This is a genomic window from Paenibacillus sp. JT22N7 (assembly GCF_059383875.1).
Window position 1 is genome coordinate 111,087 of the sequence record NZ_JBXENY010000010.1, and the last position, 16,268, is coordinate 127,354.

13 protein-coding genes are annotated in these 16,268 nt (G+C 44.9%); 8 read left to right on the plus strand and 5 right to left on the minus strand.

Going from position 1 to position 16,268, the window contains the following annotated elements; all coding sequences use genetic code 11:
- Positions 1–2: 2 nt before the first annotated feature.
- From AC50Y5_RS24760 to AC50Y5_RS24780, 5 genes are read left to right on the plus strand one after another with little or no spacing between them, the layout of a single operon-like run.
- Complete coding sequence (locus AC50Y5_RS24760; RefSeq protein ID WP_494864054.1) at positions 3–1,190, plus strand: YheC/YheD family endospore coat-associated protein; 1,188 nt, start codon at positions 3–5, stop codon at positions 1,188–1,190.
- Positions 1,187–2,563, plus strand: a complete 1,377-nt coding sequence (locus tag AC50Y5_RS24765; RefSeq protein WP_056039773.1) for a YheC/YheD family endospore coat-associated protein — start codon at positions 1,187–1,189, stop codon at positions 2,561–2,563. The genes AC50Y5_RS24760 and AC50Y5_RS24765 overlap by 4 nt, the downstream gene beginning before the upstream one ends.
- A complete protein-coding gene (locus tag AC50Y5_RS24770; protein ID WP_056039771.1) occupies positions 2,563–3,717 on the plus strand; it encodes a YheC/YheD family endospore coat-associated protein in 1,155 nt (384 codons plus the stop codon). The genes AC50Y5_RS24765 and AC50Y5_RS24770 overlap by 1 nt, the downstream gene beginning before the upstream one ends.
- Positions 3,717–4,220, plus strand: coding sequence for a GNAT family N-acetyltransferase (locus AC50Y5_RS24775; RefSeq protein ID WP_155973386.1), 504 nt, complete (start codon positions 3,717–3,719; stop codon positions 4,218–4,220). Before AC50Y5_RS24770 ends, AC50Y5_RS24775 begins: the two co-directional genes overlap by 1 nt.
- Positions 4,177–5,370: a YheC/YheD family endospore coat-associated protein gene (locus AC50Y5_RS24780; RefSeq protein WP_063892628.1), complete on the plus strand. Its 1,194-nt coding sequence runs from the start codon at positions 4,177–4,179 to the stop codon at positions 5,368–5,370. Before AC50Y5_RS24775 ends, AC50Y5_RS24780 begins: the two co-directional genes overlap by 44 nt.
- An 82-nt stretch (positions 5,371–5,452) precedes the next feature.
- Here AC50Y5_RS24780 and AC50Y5_RS24785 read toward each other — a convergent pair whose 3' ends face one another.
- Positions 5,453–6,133 (minus strand): HAD family hydrolase, encoded by a 681-nt coding sequence (locus tag AC50Y5_RS24785; RefSeq protein WP_494864055.1) that lies wholly within the window; start codon positions 6,131–6,133, stop codon positions 5,453–5,455.
- Positions 6,134–6,483: 350 nt separating this feature from the next.
- On the opposite strand from AC50Y5_RS24785, the gene AC50Y5_RS24790 reads away from it, so the two are divergent.
- Entirely contained in the window at positions 6,484–6,810 is a 327-nt protein-coding gene (locus AC50Y5_RS24790) for a transposase family protein (protein WP_494864056.1), read from the plus strand.
- A gap of 1,847 nt (positions 6,811–8,657) precedes the next feature.
- Here the strand turns inward: AC50Y5_RS24790 and yfkAB are convergent.
- The 3 genes from yfkAB to AC50Y5_RS24805 all read right to left on the minus strand — a co-directional run bounded on the left by yfkAB (position 8,658) and on the right by AC50Y5_RS24805 (position 12,598).
- Positions 8,658–9,821, minus strand: a complete 1,164-nt coding sequence (gene yfkAB, locus AC50Y5_RS24795; RefSeq protein ID WP_081418966.1) for a radical SAM/CxCxxxxC motif protein YfkAB — start codon at positions 9,819–9,821, stop codon at positions 8,658–8,660.
- Between the two features lie 132 nt (positions 9,822–9,953).
- Positions 9,954–11,078 (minus strand): HD-GYP domain-containing protein, encoded by a 1,125-nt coding sequence (locus AC50Y5_RS24800; RefSeq protein WP_056039766.1) that lies wholly within the window; start codon positions 11,076–11,078, stop codon positions 9,954–9,956.
- A gap of 68 nt (positions 11,079–11,146) precedes the next feature.
- Complete coding sequence (locus AC50Y5_RS24805) at positions 11,147–12,598, minus strand: bifunctional metallophosphatase/5'-nucleotidase (protein ID WP_494864057.1); 1,452 nt, start codon at positions 12,596–12,598, stop codon at positions 11,147–11,149.
- Between the two features lie 134 nt (positions 12,599–12,732).
- Between AC50Y5_RS24805 and AC50Y5_RS24810 the strand changes: the two genes are divergently transcribed.
- Both AC50Y5_RS24810 and AC50Y5_RS24815 read left to right on the plus strand, forming a co-directional pair.
- Positions 12,733–13,491 (plus strand): molybdenum cofactor biosynthesis protein, encoded by a 759-nt coding sequence (locus tag AC50Y5_RS24810; RefSeq protein ID WP_494864058.1) that lies wholly within the window; start codon positions 12,733–12,735, stop codon positions 13,489–13,491.
- Between the two features lie 206 nt (positions 13,492–13,697).
- Positions 13,698–14,753, plus strand: coding sequence for an HD-GYP domain-containing protein (locus AC50Y5_RS24815; protein WP_056039761.1), 1,056 nt, complete (start codon positions 13,698–13,700; stop codon positions 14,751–14,753).
- A gap of 92 nt (positions 14,754–14,845) precedes the next feature.
- On the opposite strand, the gene sufB is transcribed toward AC50Y5_RS24815, so the two are convergent.
- Positions 14,846–16,243 (minus strand): Fe-S cluster assembly protein SufB, encoded by a 1,398-nt coding sequence (gene sufB / locus AC50Y5_RS24820; protein WP_056039758.1) that lies wholly within the window; start codon positions 16,241–16,243, stop codon positions 14,846–14,848.
- Positions 16,244–16,268 lie beyond the last annotated feature (25 nt).

Genomic DNA, 16,268 nt, shown 5'->3' on the forward strand with positions numbered 1-16,268 from the left:
CTATGACAGCAGAAGGCATGACGATCGGATTATATGTTGCTTCCATTGAGATGCATGCCACGCAGGAGGAGCCGCGGCTTCCAGAGCCCGCCTTTTACAAGCAGCTTGCGGAAACCGCTAGAAGGAAAAAAATTGATTTTTACGTCTTTTCTCCCTGCGAATTTAATGAAGATAACGGTCAGCTCCAGGGCTATCGCTATCTGAATCAAAGATGGGAGAAGGGCCTCTGCAAGCTGCCCGATATTATTTACGATCGGCGCTTCTGCAAAAACACGGAAGAGCAGCTTGCTTGTCGCAGCGCCCTGCAAGCTATTGCAGCGTGCAAGCCGCATATCATTTTGAACGGCAGCCTCCCGTCCAAATGGGAGGTTTACGAAGCGCTGGCGAGCGATGAGCGTATCGAGCCGCTTCTGCCTACTACCCAGCGTTATAGCCATGGCGCTATGCTGCGCAGCCGTCTTTCAGCTCCAGGCGCAGGGCTGTTTCTCAAGCCCGCTTCAGGCATGCAGGGCAAAGGCGCCTTGCTGCTCAGGCGGCATACCGAAGGGTATTGGACCGTTTCAGGACGCAGCAAAAGCAATTTACCTTTTCAGAAGCAGCTCCTTAGCTTGAAAGAGCTGGAGCAATGGCTAGCCCAGTTTATCGGAAATGCCAGCTACATTATTCAGCCGTATTTGCAGCTACAGCTAAAAACAGGCGAACCTTTCGATATAAGGGCTTTGGTACAGAAAGATGCGCATGGACGCTGGCAAGTAACGGGCCTTGCAGCCCGCTGCGGACAGAGCGGCTCGATCACCTCCAACCTCCACGGAGGAGGCGGGGTCAGATCTGCGAAGGAACTGCTTATAGCGGAATACGGTGAAGCCATAAATGATCTTTTATTGAAGCAAATTCACAAAATAAGCCTGTATGCAGCCGAGCAGCTTGAACAGCGCTTCGGCAGACTAGCTGAGCTTGGACTTGATTTTGGCATTGAGCAGGGCAGACGATTATGGCTTCTGGAAGCGAACTCCAGACCAGGAAGATCGGCGTTTAGGCGACTTGGCCTTGAGAGATGTGCTGCACAATCTCTTGAGCGGCCAATAGGCTATGCCCAAATGCTGGCCCGCCGTCTCCATACGCCGTTAATTACTCCATCACCCGTATTAGACCGTTCTCGGTATGACAACGTTCAGGAGGTTCTTCCATGAGTTTGACAACTTGCAACGTACACTTTTCCCAACAAACCGATCGAGTCGTCTATCTGTCCAGTCCGCTTCTTAAAGAACTGAAGCTGTCAGGCAAAAAAACGATGCTCCTCAAGCTAGGCAGAGAAGTCATTACAGCTGCCATCCGCCCAGTCAAGCGCCAAGGCAACCATCTGTATTTATCGGCGGGTGTCCGCCAGTCTATCAAAGTACCGAAGACTGGCAATATTTATTTGCTTCAATCCGAAAATAATGAAATCCAGCTGGGACCCTTGGTCGGTATCTTAAGCGATATTGGATCCCCTTCCTCCGATAGTGCGCCATTTGGCGCAAGAACCGGCTTCATTAAGCAAGTCATCCGGTCGGGAGAGCGCAAAGCATATTTGTTTGGCTTTACGCCAAACGACATCAACTGGCAGCAGGAAACCGTCAATGGCTACTTTTTGACCGCCCAAGGCAACTGGTATCGCAAAACGGTTCCGCTTCCTGACGTTGTCTACAATCGGCTTCCCAGCCGCAAAGCGGAAACCTCGACCATGATCAACTCGCTGCGCGAGCGGTTTGTAAGGAAGAAAATCCCGTTTTTCAATTGGAGCTTCTTCAATAAATCGGATGTCTACAAGCTGCTCGATAAAGACCCAGAGGCCCTGCAGCATTTGCCTGAATCGGTGTCAGGCCCTACGCCGGAGAAAATCAAGGAGATGCTGGAAGAGCATCATTTCTTATATTTCAAGCCTACAGCCGGAAGCCTTGGCATTGGCATTTATCGCTTGACCTATCACCCTAAGCGGGGCTATTTCGCAAGGTACCGCAAAGGGAATCAAAATGTGCTGCTGCGCTTTACTAACTTCCAGAGCATGATCCGCATGCTGCATGCGCGCCACGGCAGCTCGTTAAATAACTATGTCGTCCAACAGGGAATACGGCTCGCCGAAATTGACGGCTGTCCGCTTGATTTCCGTTTTCATATGCATAAAAACGGCCAGAACGAATGGGTGCCCGCAGGAATTGGCGCAAAAAAAGCCGGGCGGGGCAGTGTCACTACCCACGTCAAAAACGGCGGCTCCCTCATGACGCCGCAGCAGGCGCTAAGCCGGACCTTCGGCAGCGAGGCTGCCGATGTGCTCGACAAAGCGAAGCAGGTAGCCATCAACCTTTCGGAAGCCATTGAACGCAACTATCCGCACCGTCTTGGCGAGCTGGGGCTTGACATCGGTATCGATAAAAATAGCGAGATATGGATGTTTGAAGCTAATGCCAAACCTGGCCGTTCTATTTTCAAGCATCCTTCCTTAAAATCGGAAGGTCGCGCCTCACTGGATTATATCATTGAACATTGCCTGTACCTCAGCAAGTTCCAAGGGGGTGACAGCTGATGGAGCAGCTGGTTAAAGAACAGGAATCAACAGCGGAGATCCGGGCCGGAAGGCCCGTACTCGCTATTTTGACTATAGAGGATGATATTCAACTTTTTCGCGGCAACCGCAGCAATTTTGCTGATTTAATCCGTGTCGGCCGGCAGCAGGGCTTTATCGTTTACGTGCTCACTGCCAAAAATCTATTTTTAAGCCGGACCAGTCTGAAGGGCTTCATTTTTGACGAACAGCAGGAAATATGGCAGCAGCGCCTGCTCCCTTTTCCGGACATTATTTATAATCGTATCCCTCAACGGGAGGATGAGCTGCTGCCAGCCGTCAAAAACAAAATCAATGCCTGCATTAAAGATCCCAGAGTGACATTATTCAACCCCTTTTTTTTCAACAAGTGGCATTTATTCGAATGGCTTCGCCAATCCAAAACGACTAAGCCTTACATCCCTTTGACTCGCAAGTTAATGTCTCTCAACGGGCTGGGCAAAATGATGCAAAAACATTCCTTTTTATATTTGAAGCCAGAGAGCGGCAAAGCAGGCAAAGGCATTATGACGATTACCCTTAAAGCCGAGAAGCAGCTGCCCTATCGTTTAAAAATCCAGGAAGAGCGCAAAAGTGCTACCTATAATTGCGCCACGATAACGAAGCTGTGGAGCCGCATCCAAAAGCAAAGCTCAGGCGAGGCCTATATCGCTCAGCAGGGTATCCAGCTTGCTTCCTTCAATGACCGCCGCTTCGACCTCCGTGCCCTTGTCCAGAAGAACGGGGACGGCAGATGGGAAATGACAGGAATCGGCGCAAGGGTCGCCGGCTCCTCGAGCATTACGACTCATGTACCTCGCGGCGGAATGATTGAAGATCCGGAGAAACTGCTCATTAGTTCTTTTAATGCAGAGCAGGCGCGTAGAATACTTCTGAAAGCTAAACGTACCGCCTTGCTGATAGCGAGGCAGATCGAGCGCGGCTCTGGGCAAACGCTTGGCGAGATGTCGATGGACCTTGGAATAGACAGCTTGGGCAGCGTTTGGTTTTTCGAGGCCAATTCCAAGCCAATGAAATTCGACGAACCTCATATCCGTCAAAAATCGCTTGAGCGCATTTTTCAATACGGCTTATATTTAACAAATAAAAAAGCTGGCAAGGCAGGAGGCGTGTAATGATGGAAGTGCAGCTGCTCACTCCGAAACAATGGAACTGCTATCGCAATCGACTGGCTGATTTTGCTGTTCAGTATAGCGATAAGAGATTGACAGCTGCCTCCATTCAAGCCTTTCGCGCCTTGAATTCTGCCCAACTCGTCCCATCAGTTGATGCTGCATATTCCGAGGCGGCCGTTTCAATCGCCAGGCAAGGCTCACGTTTACTTGGCGTGGGTTTCGCAACAAATGGCAGCAAGCAGGAATGCTTTTTCGTCGTCCATCCAGAAGCCCGCGAGCTTGGCGTCGGAACGACTGTCGCTCGGAGTCTAATTAGCAGATTGGGCCAATTAACCTGTCATGTTGCGGTCGACAACATTCCGAGCATGGCACTATGCTTCCGCATTGGAATGAGCGCGGTATCTATGTTCACCGGACCGACCGGCAAGCCGACGCTCCGTTTTGAAAGGAGAACTTTTAATGACGCAGCCTGTACTCGGAATATTGACGTTATACCTCAATGAGAACGGTATGCTTGAAGAACGGGATATTTACCGTAAAATGACAACTGCTGGCCGCAAGCTGGGTCTCGACATTATTATTTTCACCCCTCAAGATGTCAACTACAAACAAAATCGCATTCATGCGTTAATTTATAATGAAACATCCAAAAAATGGTCGCGAAAATGGACCTCGTTTCCGCACATGATTTTTGACCGCTGCCGCATTCAACGTACTTATCGGTTCGATCAACTGCTGCAATTCCGATCCCGCTATAGCCATCTCAACTTCCTCAACCGTCCGCTTCGCAACAAATGGACGATACATCGAACATTGATAAAGGACGCCCGATTTAAAAGCTATCTTCCTGCAGCACGCATTGCAGAAAATGCCCAAGTCGTATCCGAGATGCTGCGCAAACATCCGCTTATTTACCTTAAACCGATTAACGGCACAGGTGGCAGAGGCATTTTGCGCATTGAGCGAAAACAAAGCGGAAACCTTCTCATTCAAGGCCGCGATCAAGCAAGACGAATTATTAGCCCGCAAAAAATAAACGCCGCCTCCTTAAGCGGCTATTTATCCGCATGGGATTTAAAAGGTACCCGTTATATAGCCCAGCAGGGCATCCACCTCAAGCTTCCGAGCGGACGCGTGCATGATTACCGCATGCTCGTCCAAAAAAACGGGGAAGGCGCTTGGAGCGTAACAGGCTGCGCGGGCAGAGTAGGACCTCTCGGCAGCGTAACCTCCAACCTTCACGGAGGAGGCCATGCTGTTCCCATGAATGAACTGCTGCAGCAATGGGTAAGCGATGCCTCACTCGTTAAAGAGATCGAAGCGGACGCCGAACAGTTCAGTATTAATGTCGCCAAACATCTCGAGCAGGTTTATGGACAGCTTTGTGAGCTTGCTCTCGATCTGGCTATTGACCGCAAGGGCCAAATCTGGCTGCTTGAAGTCAATCCCAAACCAGCAAGGGAAGTATTCGCCCAAGCGGGCGAAAAAGAGGCTTACAAACAGGCGATTATTAAACCTTTAGAATATGCCCTATGGCTTTATCGGCAGAAAAAAACTGGAAAAGCCAAAAATACCATTACAAATACCAACAACAGCAGCAGCAGCTTGACCCATATGGATGGCTTAAGCAAATCCTCGACCGATTCCGCCTAATGATTCACATAAAAAAGAACCTGGCTGTGTGACGTCATCTACGAGACGCCATCATAACCAGGTTCTTATTATTACAATTCGTTTAAGCCTCAGCCAACAGCTCTACGATATCCGGCAACTTGGCAATCAGCACATCTGCTCCCGCAAGTTCGGTATCTCGTCCATAGCTTGCATAAGCGCAGCCAATTACTTTAAGCCCGTTTGCTTTTCCCGCCTCCACATCAGAAGAACGGTCCCCAACCATCCATGCCGATGCAATTTGATGATCTTTCAATAATTGAGCAACCAAATCTACTTTCGTCGCCGTTTGGTATTCCCCTGCACTATACGATCCGTCAAACAAATCGTAAATGCCCTTGTAGCGAGCCACACCACGCACATATTCTTCCAGCCCGTTGCTGGCTACGAACAGCTTGATGCCTTGCTCCTTAAGCTTTCTCAGCATTTCTTCCGCTTGAGGATACAATCTGCCTTCCCCTGCTTCCAGCTGTTCCAGCTCATAACGCAGCATCAGCTCGTCAGCGCGTCTATGAGCCGCATCTGAAGCGTCAGGCATAACTTTACGCCAAATATCTTCCAGCAACATGCCAAGGCAGCTGAGCAGCCGCTCAATAGGCGGTGTTGGCTGATTATACAGACCTTCTTCACGCAGCGTTTGAAACAACCGCTCGTGAACAGATACTAACAGTGTATCCGTCTCAAACAACGTTCCATCCATATCAAAAATAACCGCTTCCGGCTTCGTCCATTTCTCCCCCGCCATATGTAAGTGCCTCCTCGAATTATGTGTCCTTATCATACTAATTATGCTGAGCCCCCGCAAGTACCAACGCGTTAGGCCCTTACTCTGCTGCCTAAACACACTATACCTCTGACTCTTTCTAAACCCTTTTAAAAAACTATAACGCCGCATCAAGTAATGGTTATATTTCAAACTTAGAGTCATTCAAGAAAGCGGCTCTGTCCTAGAGAGACTCTGCTGTTTTTGTTGCTTACAGGCATTATCCCCTTAGCTCAGAAAATTTTTTCCATCTACCATCCTAACTAATTGACTTCCTATCATCATTTCGATAAAATAAGAACATAAGTTCCCATCGGAATGAGGTGTTAGCAATGCCTGCCATTTCTGAGTCTATTGCAAAGTTCGATAGTTGCTTTTCCACTAACGAAGCATGCTATTCTTTTTTCTATAGTATTAAATGGCCGGAAGGTTTTCGCTGCCCTCGTTGCAATCACCATGCAGCCTATAGGATCACTTCGCGATTCTCTGATTTATATCAATGCTATTCCTGCCGTCATCAGACGACACTAACCGCTGGAACTCTCATGGCAAAAAGCCGAACACCATTGCGCAAATGGTTGCTTGTGTTATTTCTAATCTCCCTGCACCAATTTCAGATTAACGCTGTTCAAATATCAATAGCTCTGCATAACTTATAAAACAGCCTGGGGCATGCTCCACAAAATTCGCCAATTTATAAGCCAAGCCGATGAACATGAAAAGTTATCTGGTGTTATTAAAGCTGCAGTGGAGTTATATGCTAGAAAGCAACATTCATCCAATCATGACTCACCTAAAGAGCGTTCAATTATTATAGCCTGCTCTTCCAGCTTTTGCTCTGCTTCATACTTTAAGTTCAAAGTTATCCCATCTGCTCATTTGAATGAAAGATGCTTATTACGTTCAGGTGTAGCTGCTTTTGCTCGCAACTGCGTTAGCGATTCATACGTTAATAATATAATTATTCAGCCATTGTACCGTATGGCAGATTCGAGATTACTTAGATCACAATATAAACGTTCCATCATTAAATTAAATGCTTGCTTTAAGGGAATTGGCGCTACTCATTTGCAGTCTTATCTGAACTACCTTTGCTTTTTCCTGAATAATCCGAGCCTAGACCCGCATTCTCTCTTGCACGAACTTACATCATTATGCTTGGGCAGACCCTTATCAAAAAACGCCCTATTACCACTGGCACAGTAAACTCTCCAATTTTTTCATATTATACTATAACCATAAATCAGTTCCTCTTTAAAAATTGCAATCACAGTCTAACCAATTACACCTTTTTGTTAGGGCCCACTCTTTCTCAATGTTTTTGAATTCTTGAAACTTCAATATCACCAATAAAAGATTGAATTTGTCTTTTCTCGCAATCAAATATTACACAGATGTTTTGAGTTTAGTTATTCAGTCTCTCTCTGACCCAATAAAATATTAGATTTTGGCACAAGTTTTCTATTAAATTTTTGTCTTCACTAGTACTATTCTTTAGCATTCCCCTTTATTAATTCAAGGTTTGCATTGACAACAAGTTCAATTCATCCTACTTCCTCTGAAAAAACAAAACAGTTCCTCTCCTTAGTAGCACTTCCATTCCAAAAGTTCGGAACTCCCAAAGCAAGAGCTTTCGAGCTTTTTCTATTTTTCTACGATATTTTATAATCTATTGATTTATCAATCGATGCTTGGATGGGCTAATGTTCTACGTTCTACGTTCTATGGTCCATGCTCGATGTTCTACGTCCACGATCTTGATCTACACTCTTTGTTCATGCTCTAGTTTAACGCTCTATGTTCACACTCTTGGTTCTACGCTACACGTTCATGCTCTATGTTCTACGCTCTATGTTCACACTCTAGATTCTACGCTACATGTTCACACTCTTGGTTCTACGCTCCATGTTCATGCTCTAGGTTCTACGCTCTATGTGCATGCTCTAGGTTCTACGCTCTATGTTCTGCGTTCTATGTTCTGCGTTCTACGTTCTGCGCTCTATGTTCTGCGTTCTAGGTTCTGCGCTCTATGTTCTGCGTTCTAGGTTCTGCGCTCTATGTTCTGCGCTCTATGTTCTGCGTTCTAGGTTCTGCGCTCTATGTTCTGCGCTCTATGTTCTGCGTTCTATGTTCTGCGTTCTATGTTCTGCATTCTATGTTCTGCGTTCTAGGTTCTGCGCTCTAGGTTCTGCGTTCTAGGTTCTGCGCTCTATGTTCACACTCTAGGTTCTACGCTACATGTTTACACTCTAGGTTCTACTCTACATGTTCATGCTCTATGTTCTGCGCTTATGTTCTGCGCTCTATAAGGCTACAGGTTTAGTGGTCGTTTTTCTGAGCTAAGGGGATAATGGGCTAAAGCAAAATTTATAGTGAAGGCATCATCCAAAAATCAGAGCTTTTGCAAACATTAATATTTCCTATATTTATGTGCAAGCACGCAAAAATGACTGGCACACGCAAAAGGGTGTCAGTCATTTTTGTTCGTTTTTTATTCATAGCAGCTTTAATCGAAACGGGCCGTGCGTTGGTGGAAATCTACTTCTTTGTAGTACATGTCTTTTACCAGTAAGTTGGGGCCACAGCAAGAGGCAGCAGGGCAATAGCAGTTTACGTCTTGTGCTAACGGATGATCCAGCCATTTTGTGAACAAGTCATCTAGCTTAGAGCTCGCTATGTTTCCAAATGATGGAACATCTGAAAAGTCGGTGACGAATACTTCTCCCGTAAATAAATTGACGTTTAGACGGTTCCGTCCATCTGGGTCATTGCGTACTGTGACATTTGGCTCAGCGGCCAGACGGCTAAGCAGCGCACGTTCCTCTGCATGATTGCTGCACTGATAAAAAGGCAGCGTTCCAAACAACATCCAAACTGACGGGTCGCGGTTATCCAATAACCGCTCAATGGCTTGTCGCATTTGCAAACGAGTGATGACCGGCAAATCTTTAGCAAATGAACTTGGATACATAGGATGCACTTCATGACGCTCGCAGCCCATTTCTACAATGAGTCGGTGAATTTCATCGATTTTATCATGTGTGCGGAAATTAATCATGGACTCCGCAGATACTAATACGCCTGCTTTGCTTAAAAGACGTGCATTCTCAATCATTCGTTCATACAGCTTAACCGAAGCTTCGTAGGAAACATGATGACCAGCTTTAGCAAAGCCTACTTGGTGAAAATCATCCGCATTCGTATAGTTAAATGAAATGTGCATGACATCCAAATAAGGAATAATCGCCTCGTAGCGACTGAATGGTAAAGTTACATTAGAGTTGATTTGGGAACGAACACCACGATCTCTGGCATATTGAAGCAGCGGCAGCATATATTCCTTGACCGTTTTAGCCGAATAGGAGGGCTCTCCGCCAGTAATGCTTATCGTCTGCAAATGTTCAACTTCATCCAATCGTTTGAGCATATCCTTTAAAGGCAATTTGGCTGGCTCCGACATAACTAGCGTATCGCCAACCGCGCAATGCTCGCAGCGCATATTGCATAAGTTTGAAATCGTCATTTCCACGCTCGTCAATTGGTGCTTGCCGAACTTCTGGATTGAACGAATAGGATCCCATGGGTCGTTAACTGGGGTTAGCTGCGGCAAAGCCTTGAGGCTGCCACTCATAGCTAATGGATTTGTTACTATAGCATTCAATGTATTCATTTTATCAACACCTGATTTCTGCATCTTTCGATTGTATAATTTCTAGTACCATTGTAATGTTCGAATCCGAAAGAAGCAATAAATAGACATGAAAAAGAATAAAGAGCCCCAAGTAGCAGGCTCCTCATGCTATTACCCATTTTTAGCTGATAGTACAGGCAAATCATTTTGTTCATCATTTACGCTTATAATCATAATGCTTAGCTGCTTCGACATGTCGATTTCATAGGGCACAGCGAGATCTTCCCCAACCTCGTTGCTTAATATACGAATAATCGGTCGATGTGGATAGGCATGATTAAAATCCACTACTACACCTGATTCGCCTGTATTGATTTTCACTGTAATACCAATAGGATAAATGGCTACCTTATCTCGAAATAATTGTACCATATGCTGTTCGTATAAGGTTCCAGTTCCTGCATACAGAAGCTCAATAGCATGATGCGGCAGCATCGGGGCGCGGTAAATCCGATTAGTCGTCATAGCGTCATATGAATCAACTAACCCGATCCACTTTGCATACTCATGGATTTCATTGCCTTTGATTCCTCTTGGATATCCGCTGCCATCCAGCCGTTCATGATGCTGATAGGCACAATGAGCCACAATTAGCGGCAGATTGGGCTCATCCTTTAATAGCTCAAAGCCAAAACGAGCGTGATTTTTCATCATGATGAATTCATCTGGAGTTAAAGCTCCTGGCTTTTGAAGGACATCAATTGGAATTTGTGTTTTTCCAATATCATGAAGCAGCGCCCCCATCCCGAGAGTCATTAGTTCTTCATGTGAATAATTGTAGGCTATGCCAAGAATGGTCGTGTAGACGCACACATTTAAAGAATGCTGATATAAATAATGATCTACCGTTCCCATATTCATCAGCATAATCATCGCATCCTTATGGGCGGACAAATCATCAATAATCAAATTCATCATTTGTTTGAAGGTTTGGCCAATATACGGATACGTAACGCCTTTTTTACGCTTTGGTCGATCCATCATATCACGAAAATTTGTACGGATTTCCTTTAAGGCAACTAGCAGCGTTTCCTCGCGAATGATCTCTGGCATCATAATATCATCGGTTTTCGGATCAAGAATATATATATACTGTATTCCACATTGTTTGAGCCGGGTAATAAGCCGACTGGTCAGCTCAACATTTTCCCCTAACAGCACTAAACCATCATGTGAGAAAATCTTTTTGGCCAATCGCATGCCGGGCTGAGTCTTTGTTATAGGCATCAAACGCATTTTCTCGATCCTTCCTTGACTGAGTGGTTTCTTCTTAATTAATACATCGGATAAAATTAATAAAAATGTTATATCGTTGATGCTATATTATTCCACCTAAGCAGCTTGCAATCCACAATATTTGCCTGTTCTTTCAATGCTTCAGCCAATACGTCTCGAATAAATTCCGGCAAAAAATAATCTATATTGACTCCTTGTCCTAATGACAAATAGCCGATATGGAACGTGAACATGTCAATGGAAGCTACATTATACCATTTATCTTCCATTAGAGTTTGTCCATTGACCAATATCTTAACAATTCGGTCCAGCGGAGGCCGCTCGGAATCAAAAATAATTTGGAGACCGTCTACTGCAAGTGTTCCTAATACTTCGCCGCGAAACCCATAACCTTTAATTCGCTTATCCATATACTCCGGCAGAAGGGATTGCTCAAGAGCCTCCTTGATATGCCTGCCAGTAAGCTGCATTTTGCAAGGGTTTATTGGAGACGGGCATAACGCATGCAACTGTCCAGCTGTCACTTCTCCCTGCTGCAAGCCGCCTAGCAATTGTCCGGTATTTACAATCGCGATTTCTGCTGCAGTATGTCTCTTTAGACCTGCTGCAAGCAAATTGGCGAGCGGCGATTCTCGCGCTATAGCCGTCGAAAGGGGCTCATCAATACACGCGACTGTACGATTGAGTCGTGCGAGCCCTTCTTCTTTATATTTTGCAATAATGGCTTCAGCTTCCGGGTGTTCCTCAAAAGCAGCAGTCGGTATACAAGCCGCCTTTACTTGCGGTTTAGCAGCGGTCCCCAGCGAAATTTCGATACGCCCAATATGCTCGCCAAATTTCCCAGCTGCACAAATCGAAGTATGTTTTACTTGCAGTGCTTCCTCAAGCAAATGATGGGTATGAGCACCTAATACCAGGTCAACACCTGTCAATTCTTGCGCTATCCTCTCATCATTCGCCAGCCCTAGATGGGACAACACGATGATCAAATCCACTTCTTCACGCAATTGCTCTACTTGTTTTTGAATTGCCTCGAAAGGGTCCGTCGCATTCCAACCGAGCAAAACATAAAAATCCGTAAAATTTGCCGTAACACCAATTAAACCAATTTTTATATGGCCTTTATTTACAATAATATGAGGCAGTAGCCACGGCGGTTGCTTGTTCGTTGCCGCATCCAACATATTCGCCCCTAAAACGGCAAATTTGGCATGTTGGCCATATAATTCGGCCAGTCTTTCCTTGGAATACGTTAGCCCTTCATTATTTCCAATAGTTACCGCATCATAACCTGCTTCATTAAGCAGTGCAACATTCACCATGCCGTCACTGCCTTCTGTTTCACTTCTCATTCTGTCCATATGGTCGCCGATATCGAGGACTAACAAGTTGTCCTTACCGTGAACGCGACGTTGATCAGCTATATAGGAAGCAATTCGTGCAGCATTTTCCAAGCGACTATGAATATCATTGGTGTGTAAAATAACAATATTTTGCTCTAATCGTGGTTTGGAATCCATGCCTGCCTCCTCTAAATTTAAAAGTTATAAACGTCCGCCTAACTGTCTTAGGCTGTCTCTTTAGCATAACATTTTTCTATAGATTATGGTATGCTGTTATAGTACATCTATATCATTACGTGAGGTTAAATAACATGATTAAGCAATGGAAAATTGATTTATTTGCAGGTTTGTCAGAGCGCTTTGGTGTGCGTTCTCTTATTATAGAGACTGCTGAGCAAAATATGACGGTGGCAGAACTGAAGAAGCACTTGATTGCTTCGTATCCCGAGCAAGTGGATATTTTAAGCATCTCTTTTCTTGCCTGCAACCACGCTTACGCTCAAGCAGACAGCATCGTAAACGCCACTGATGAGCTTGCGCTTCTCCCCCCCGTTTCGGGAGGACAAGCTGAACACTCTAATGAAGATGAACAAAAATCTCCTCTAGAACAATTGTACATGCTAACTAATGAGAAAATTACGACAGAGGAGGTTTTAGCCAAAGTTATTGTTCCGAGGCATGGTGCTTCCATTGCTTTTGTCGGAACGACGCGAGAGTGGACGCAAGGGCAGCGTACCATTCGCTTGGAATATGAAGCTTATGAACCGATGGCTGTTAAAATGATGAAGCAAATCGGTGATGAACTTGAACAGCAATGGCCAGGAACATTGTGTGCCATTACACATCGGCTTGGCATTGTCGACATCGCAGAGACTAGTGTAGTCATTGCTATTTCTTCGCCGCATCGCGCTAGCTGTTATGACGCCAGCCGGTACGCGATCGAACGATTGAAGCAAATTGTTCCGATCTGGAAAAAAGAAATTTGGGAGGATGGTTCAGAATGGAAAGGCCATCAGCGTGGCCCTTGGAATCCTGATACACCGTTAGCAAACTCTCCAGATGAAGCCTAAAATAAAACGCTTATCAAATATTTCCATTCAAAAGCGTGAAAAATAGGTCTTAAGACTACTTAAAACATTATCAAGATAAAAAAAGAGCGTTTTTTGTCGAAATTGGTGGGTATTTAGACTCAAATTAAAGTTCCTCATATTGCCATACCCTCAAATCATTGCTACTATACTACTTAAGTGATCAACTATTCAATAGAGGTGCAGCGATGAAGGTTCACGTAACTGATTTAAAAACGGGAGACCGTTTATTAAAAGATACCTTTAATGGATACGGTCTGCATGTGCTTTCTAAAGGCACCTTGCTGGAAAATAAAGAAATATCAAAGCTGCTTCAACATCAAATCGATTATGTTGAAGTCGAATCTGTCCCTATTGTTAATTTACCGGATCGCACATTGGAGCAAACCGTTAGTCCCAAGTGGCTTCCTTCTGTACAACCGGATTATGATAATGCGATTCAAGGCTTTCATAATCTTTTTGCCAAAGCAAGCGAGGACCAGACCATTGATGAGCAAGAAGTCGAGGATGCCTTCCAGCCACTGATTAAGCATCTTAACATGGAGCGAGACGTCGTATCTATGCTGCTGCTGCTTAACACGAAAGACGACTACACGTACCAACACTCCGTACAAGTGGGCATGCTGGCCTATTATCTGGCTACCTGGCTCGGCTACTCCGTAAAAAAATCGGTGCAAATTGGTAAAGCCGGATTCCTTCATGATATCGGAAAAAGTCAAATTCCTGAATCCATTCTTAACAAGCCCGGCAAGCTTACAAAGGAAGAGTTCGATGAAATCAAAAACCATACGACATATGGCTATGACATTATAAAAAAATCCTTTGATGAACGCTACATAGCCTTAAGTGCGTTGGAGCATCATGAGCGTAATGACGGCAGCGGTTATCCGAAAGGTCTTAATGGCGACCAAATTGAGCCTGTTTCTAAGCTTATTTCAGTTGTCGATATTTACAGCGCTATGATTTCCGAACGGGTTTATCAGAAAAAACGCGATTTATTTTATGTATTGAAGGAACTTTACAAGCTGAGCTTCAGAGAGCTGGATCCACATATTGCACATACATTCATAAAGCATATGATCCCCAACTTCATTGGAAAAAAAGCTTATTTGGAAACTGGTGAGACAGGTATTATTGTCATGACTCATCCAACCGAATTTTTCAGGCCGTTGCTGCAAATTAATCATGAATTTATAGATTTGACTGTTGAACGCCATCTCAAAATCAAAGAAATTTTCGTATAACAAAATGCCTGTTCCCTTAGCTGATTGAAAGCAACCAGTGAGGGAACAGGCATTTTTGCCGTTTATCCGTCTAAATCGTCAAGCTTGTATGCTTAACCGATAGAACCTTCCATCTCAAACTTGATAAGACGGTTCATTTCTACCGCATATTCCATCGGCAGCTCTTTCGTGAATGGCTCGATAAAGCCCATAACGATCATTTGTGTTGCTTCCGCTTCCGACAAGCCACGGCTCATCAGATAGAACAATTGATCCTCGGAAACTTTGGATACTGTAGCTTCATGCTCCAAAGTGATGTTATCGTTCATGATCTCATTGTATGGAATTGTATCCGAAGTGGATTCATTATCCAAAATCAATGTATCACATTTAATGTTAGATTTCGCACCATCCGAATTACGACCGAATGAAGCAAGACCGCGGTACGTTACTTTACCGCCATGCTTACTGATCGACTTGGAAACAATCGTCGACGTCGTATCTGGAGCAAGGTGAATCATTTTCGCGCCTGCATCCTGGTGTTGGTTTTTACCGGCTACTGCGATTGATAATACCATACCTTTCGCACCGCGGCCACGAAGCACAACAGCCGGATATTTCATCGTCAATTTGGAGCCGATGTTGCCATCTACCCATTCCATTGTCGCGTTTTCATCAGCAACTGCACGTTTTGTAACGAGGTTGAAAATGTTTGGAGCCCAGTTTTGAATCGTCGTATAACGAACGCGGGCATTTTTCTTAACCAAGATTTCAACGACCGCACTGTGCAGCGAGTTTGTGCTGTAAACTGGAGCTGTACAGCCTTCAACGTAGTGAACGAAGCTATCTTCGTCAGCAACGATAAGCGTACGCTCAAATTGTCCCATGTTTTCGGAGTTAATCCGGAAATAGGCTTGCAGCGGAATTTCGCATTTTACGCCTTTTGGTACGTAAATAAAGCTGCCACCAGACCAAACCGCACTATTCAAAGCAGCGAATTTATTATCATTCGGTGGGATGATTGTGCTGAAATACTCACGCACGATTTCAGGATGTTCACGAAGCGCCGTATCCATATCAGTGAACAATACGCCTTGCTTTTCCAGGTCCTCTTGCATGCTGTGATAAACAACCTCGGATTCATATTGTGCAGATACACCAGCAAGAAACTTTTGTTCCGCTTCAGGAATACCGAGCTTGTCGAACGTTTCTTTAATTTCAGCAGGAACCTCTTCCCACGTCTTGCCTTGCTTCTCAGAAGGTTTTACATAATACTGAATATCATTGAAATCCAGATCATCCATATTGCCGCCCCAATTAGGCATTGGCATTTTGTTGAACTGCTCCAGTGATTTCAGACGAAAATCGAGCATCCATTCCGGCTCGCCCTTCATTTCCGAAATAGTGCGAACGATTTCAGGCGTCAAGCCTTTTCCTGATTGGAAAATCGACTTATGCTCATCGCGGAAACCATACTTATACTCTTCCATTTCCGGCATTGTTTTAGCCATCGTATTCACTCTCCTCTTTCATAAT

Excerpts from the sequence above, each read along its gene's own strand:
- AC50Y5_RS24765 (WP_056039773.1), top strand. The coding sequence starts at position 1,187 with ATGAGTTTGACAACTTGCAACGTACACTTTTCCCAACAAACCGATCGA.
- AC50Y5_RS24770 (WP_056039771.1), top strand. The coding sequence starts at position 2,563 with ATGGAGCAGCTGGTTAAAGAACAGGAATCAACAGCGGAGATCCGGGCC.
- AC50Y5_RS24800 (WP_056039766.1), bottom strand. The coding sequence starts at position 11,078 with ATGCGTTTGATGCCTATAACAAAGACTCAGCCCGGCATGCGATTGGCC.
- sufB (WP_056039758.1), bottom strand. The coding sequence starts at position 16,243 with ATGGCTAAAACAATGCCGGAAATGGAAGAGTATAAGTATGGTTTCCGC.
- AC50Y5_RS24815 (WP_056039761.1), top strand. The coding sequence starts at position 13,698 with ATGAAGGTTCACGTAACTGATTTAAAAACGGGAGACCGTTTATTAAAA.
- AC50Y5_RS24805 (WP_494864057.1), bottom strand. The coding sequence starts at position 12,598 with ATGGATTCCAAACCACGATTAGAGCAAAATATTGTTATTTTACACACC.
- AC50Y5_RS24780 (WP_063892628.1), top strand. The coding sequence starts at position 4,177 with ATGACGCAGCCTGTACTCGGAATATTGACGTTATACCTCAATGAGAAC.
- AC50Y5_RS24810 (WP_494864058.1), top strand. The coding sequence starts at position 12,733 with ATGATTAAGCAATGGAAAATTGATTTATTTGCAGGTTTGTCAGAGCGC.
- AC50Y5_RS24790 (WP_494864056.1), top strand. The coding sequence starts at position 6,484 with ATGCCTGCCATTTCTGAGTCTATTGCAAAGTTCGATAGTTGCTTTTCC.
- AC50Y5_RS24775 (WP_155973386.1), top strand. The coding sequence starts at position 3,717 with ATGATGGAAGTGCAGCTGCTCACTCCGAAACAATGGAACTGCTATCGC.
- AC50Y5_RS24785 (WP_494864055.1), bottom strand. The coding sequence starts at position 6,133 with ATGGCGGGGGAGAAATGGACGAAGCCGGAAGCGGTTATTTTTGATATG.
- AC50Y5_RS24760 (WP_494864054.1), top strand. The coding sequence starts at position 3 with ATGACAGCAGAAGGCATGACGATCGGATTATATGTTGCTTCCATTGAG.
- yfkAB (WP_081418966.1), bottom strand. The coding sequence starts at position 9,821 with ATGAATACATTGAATGCTATAGTAACAAATCCATTAGCTATGAGTGGC.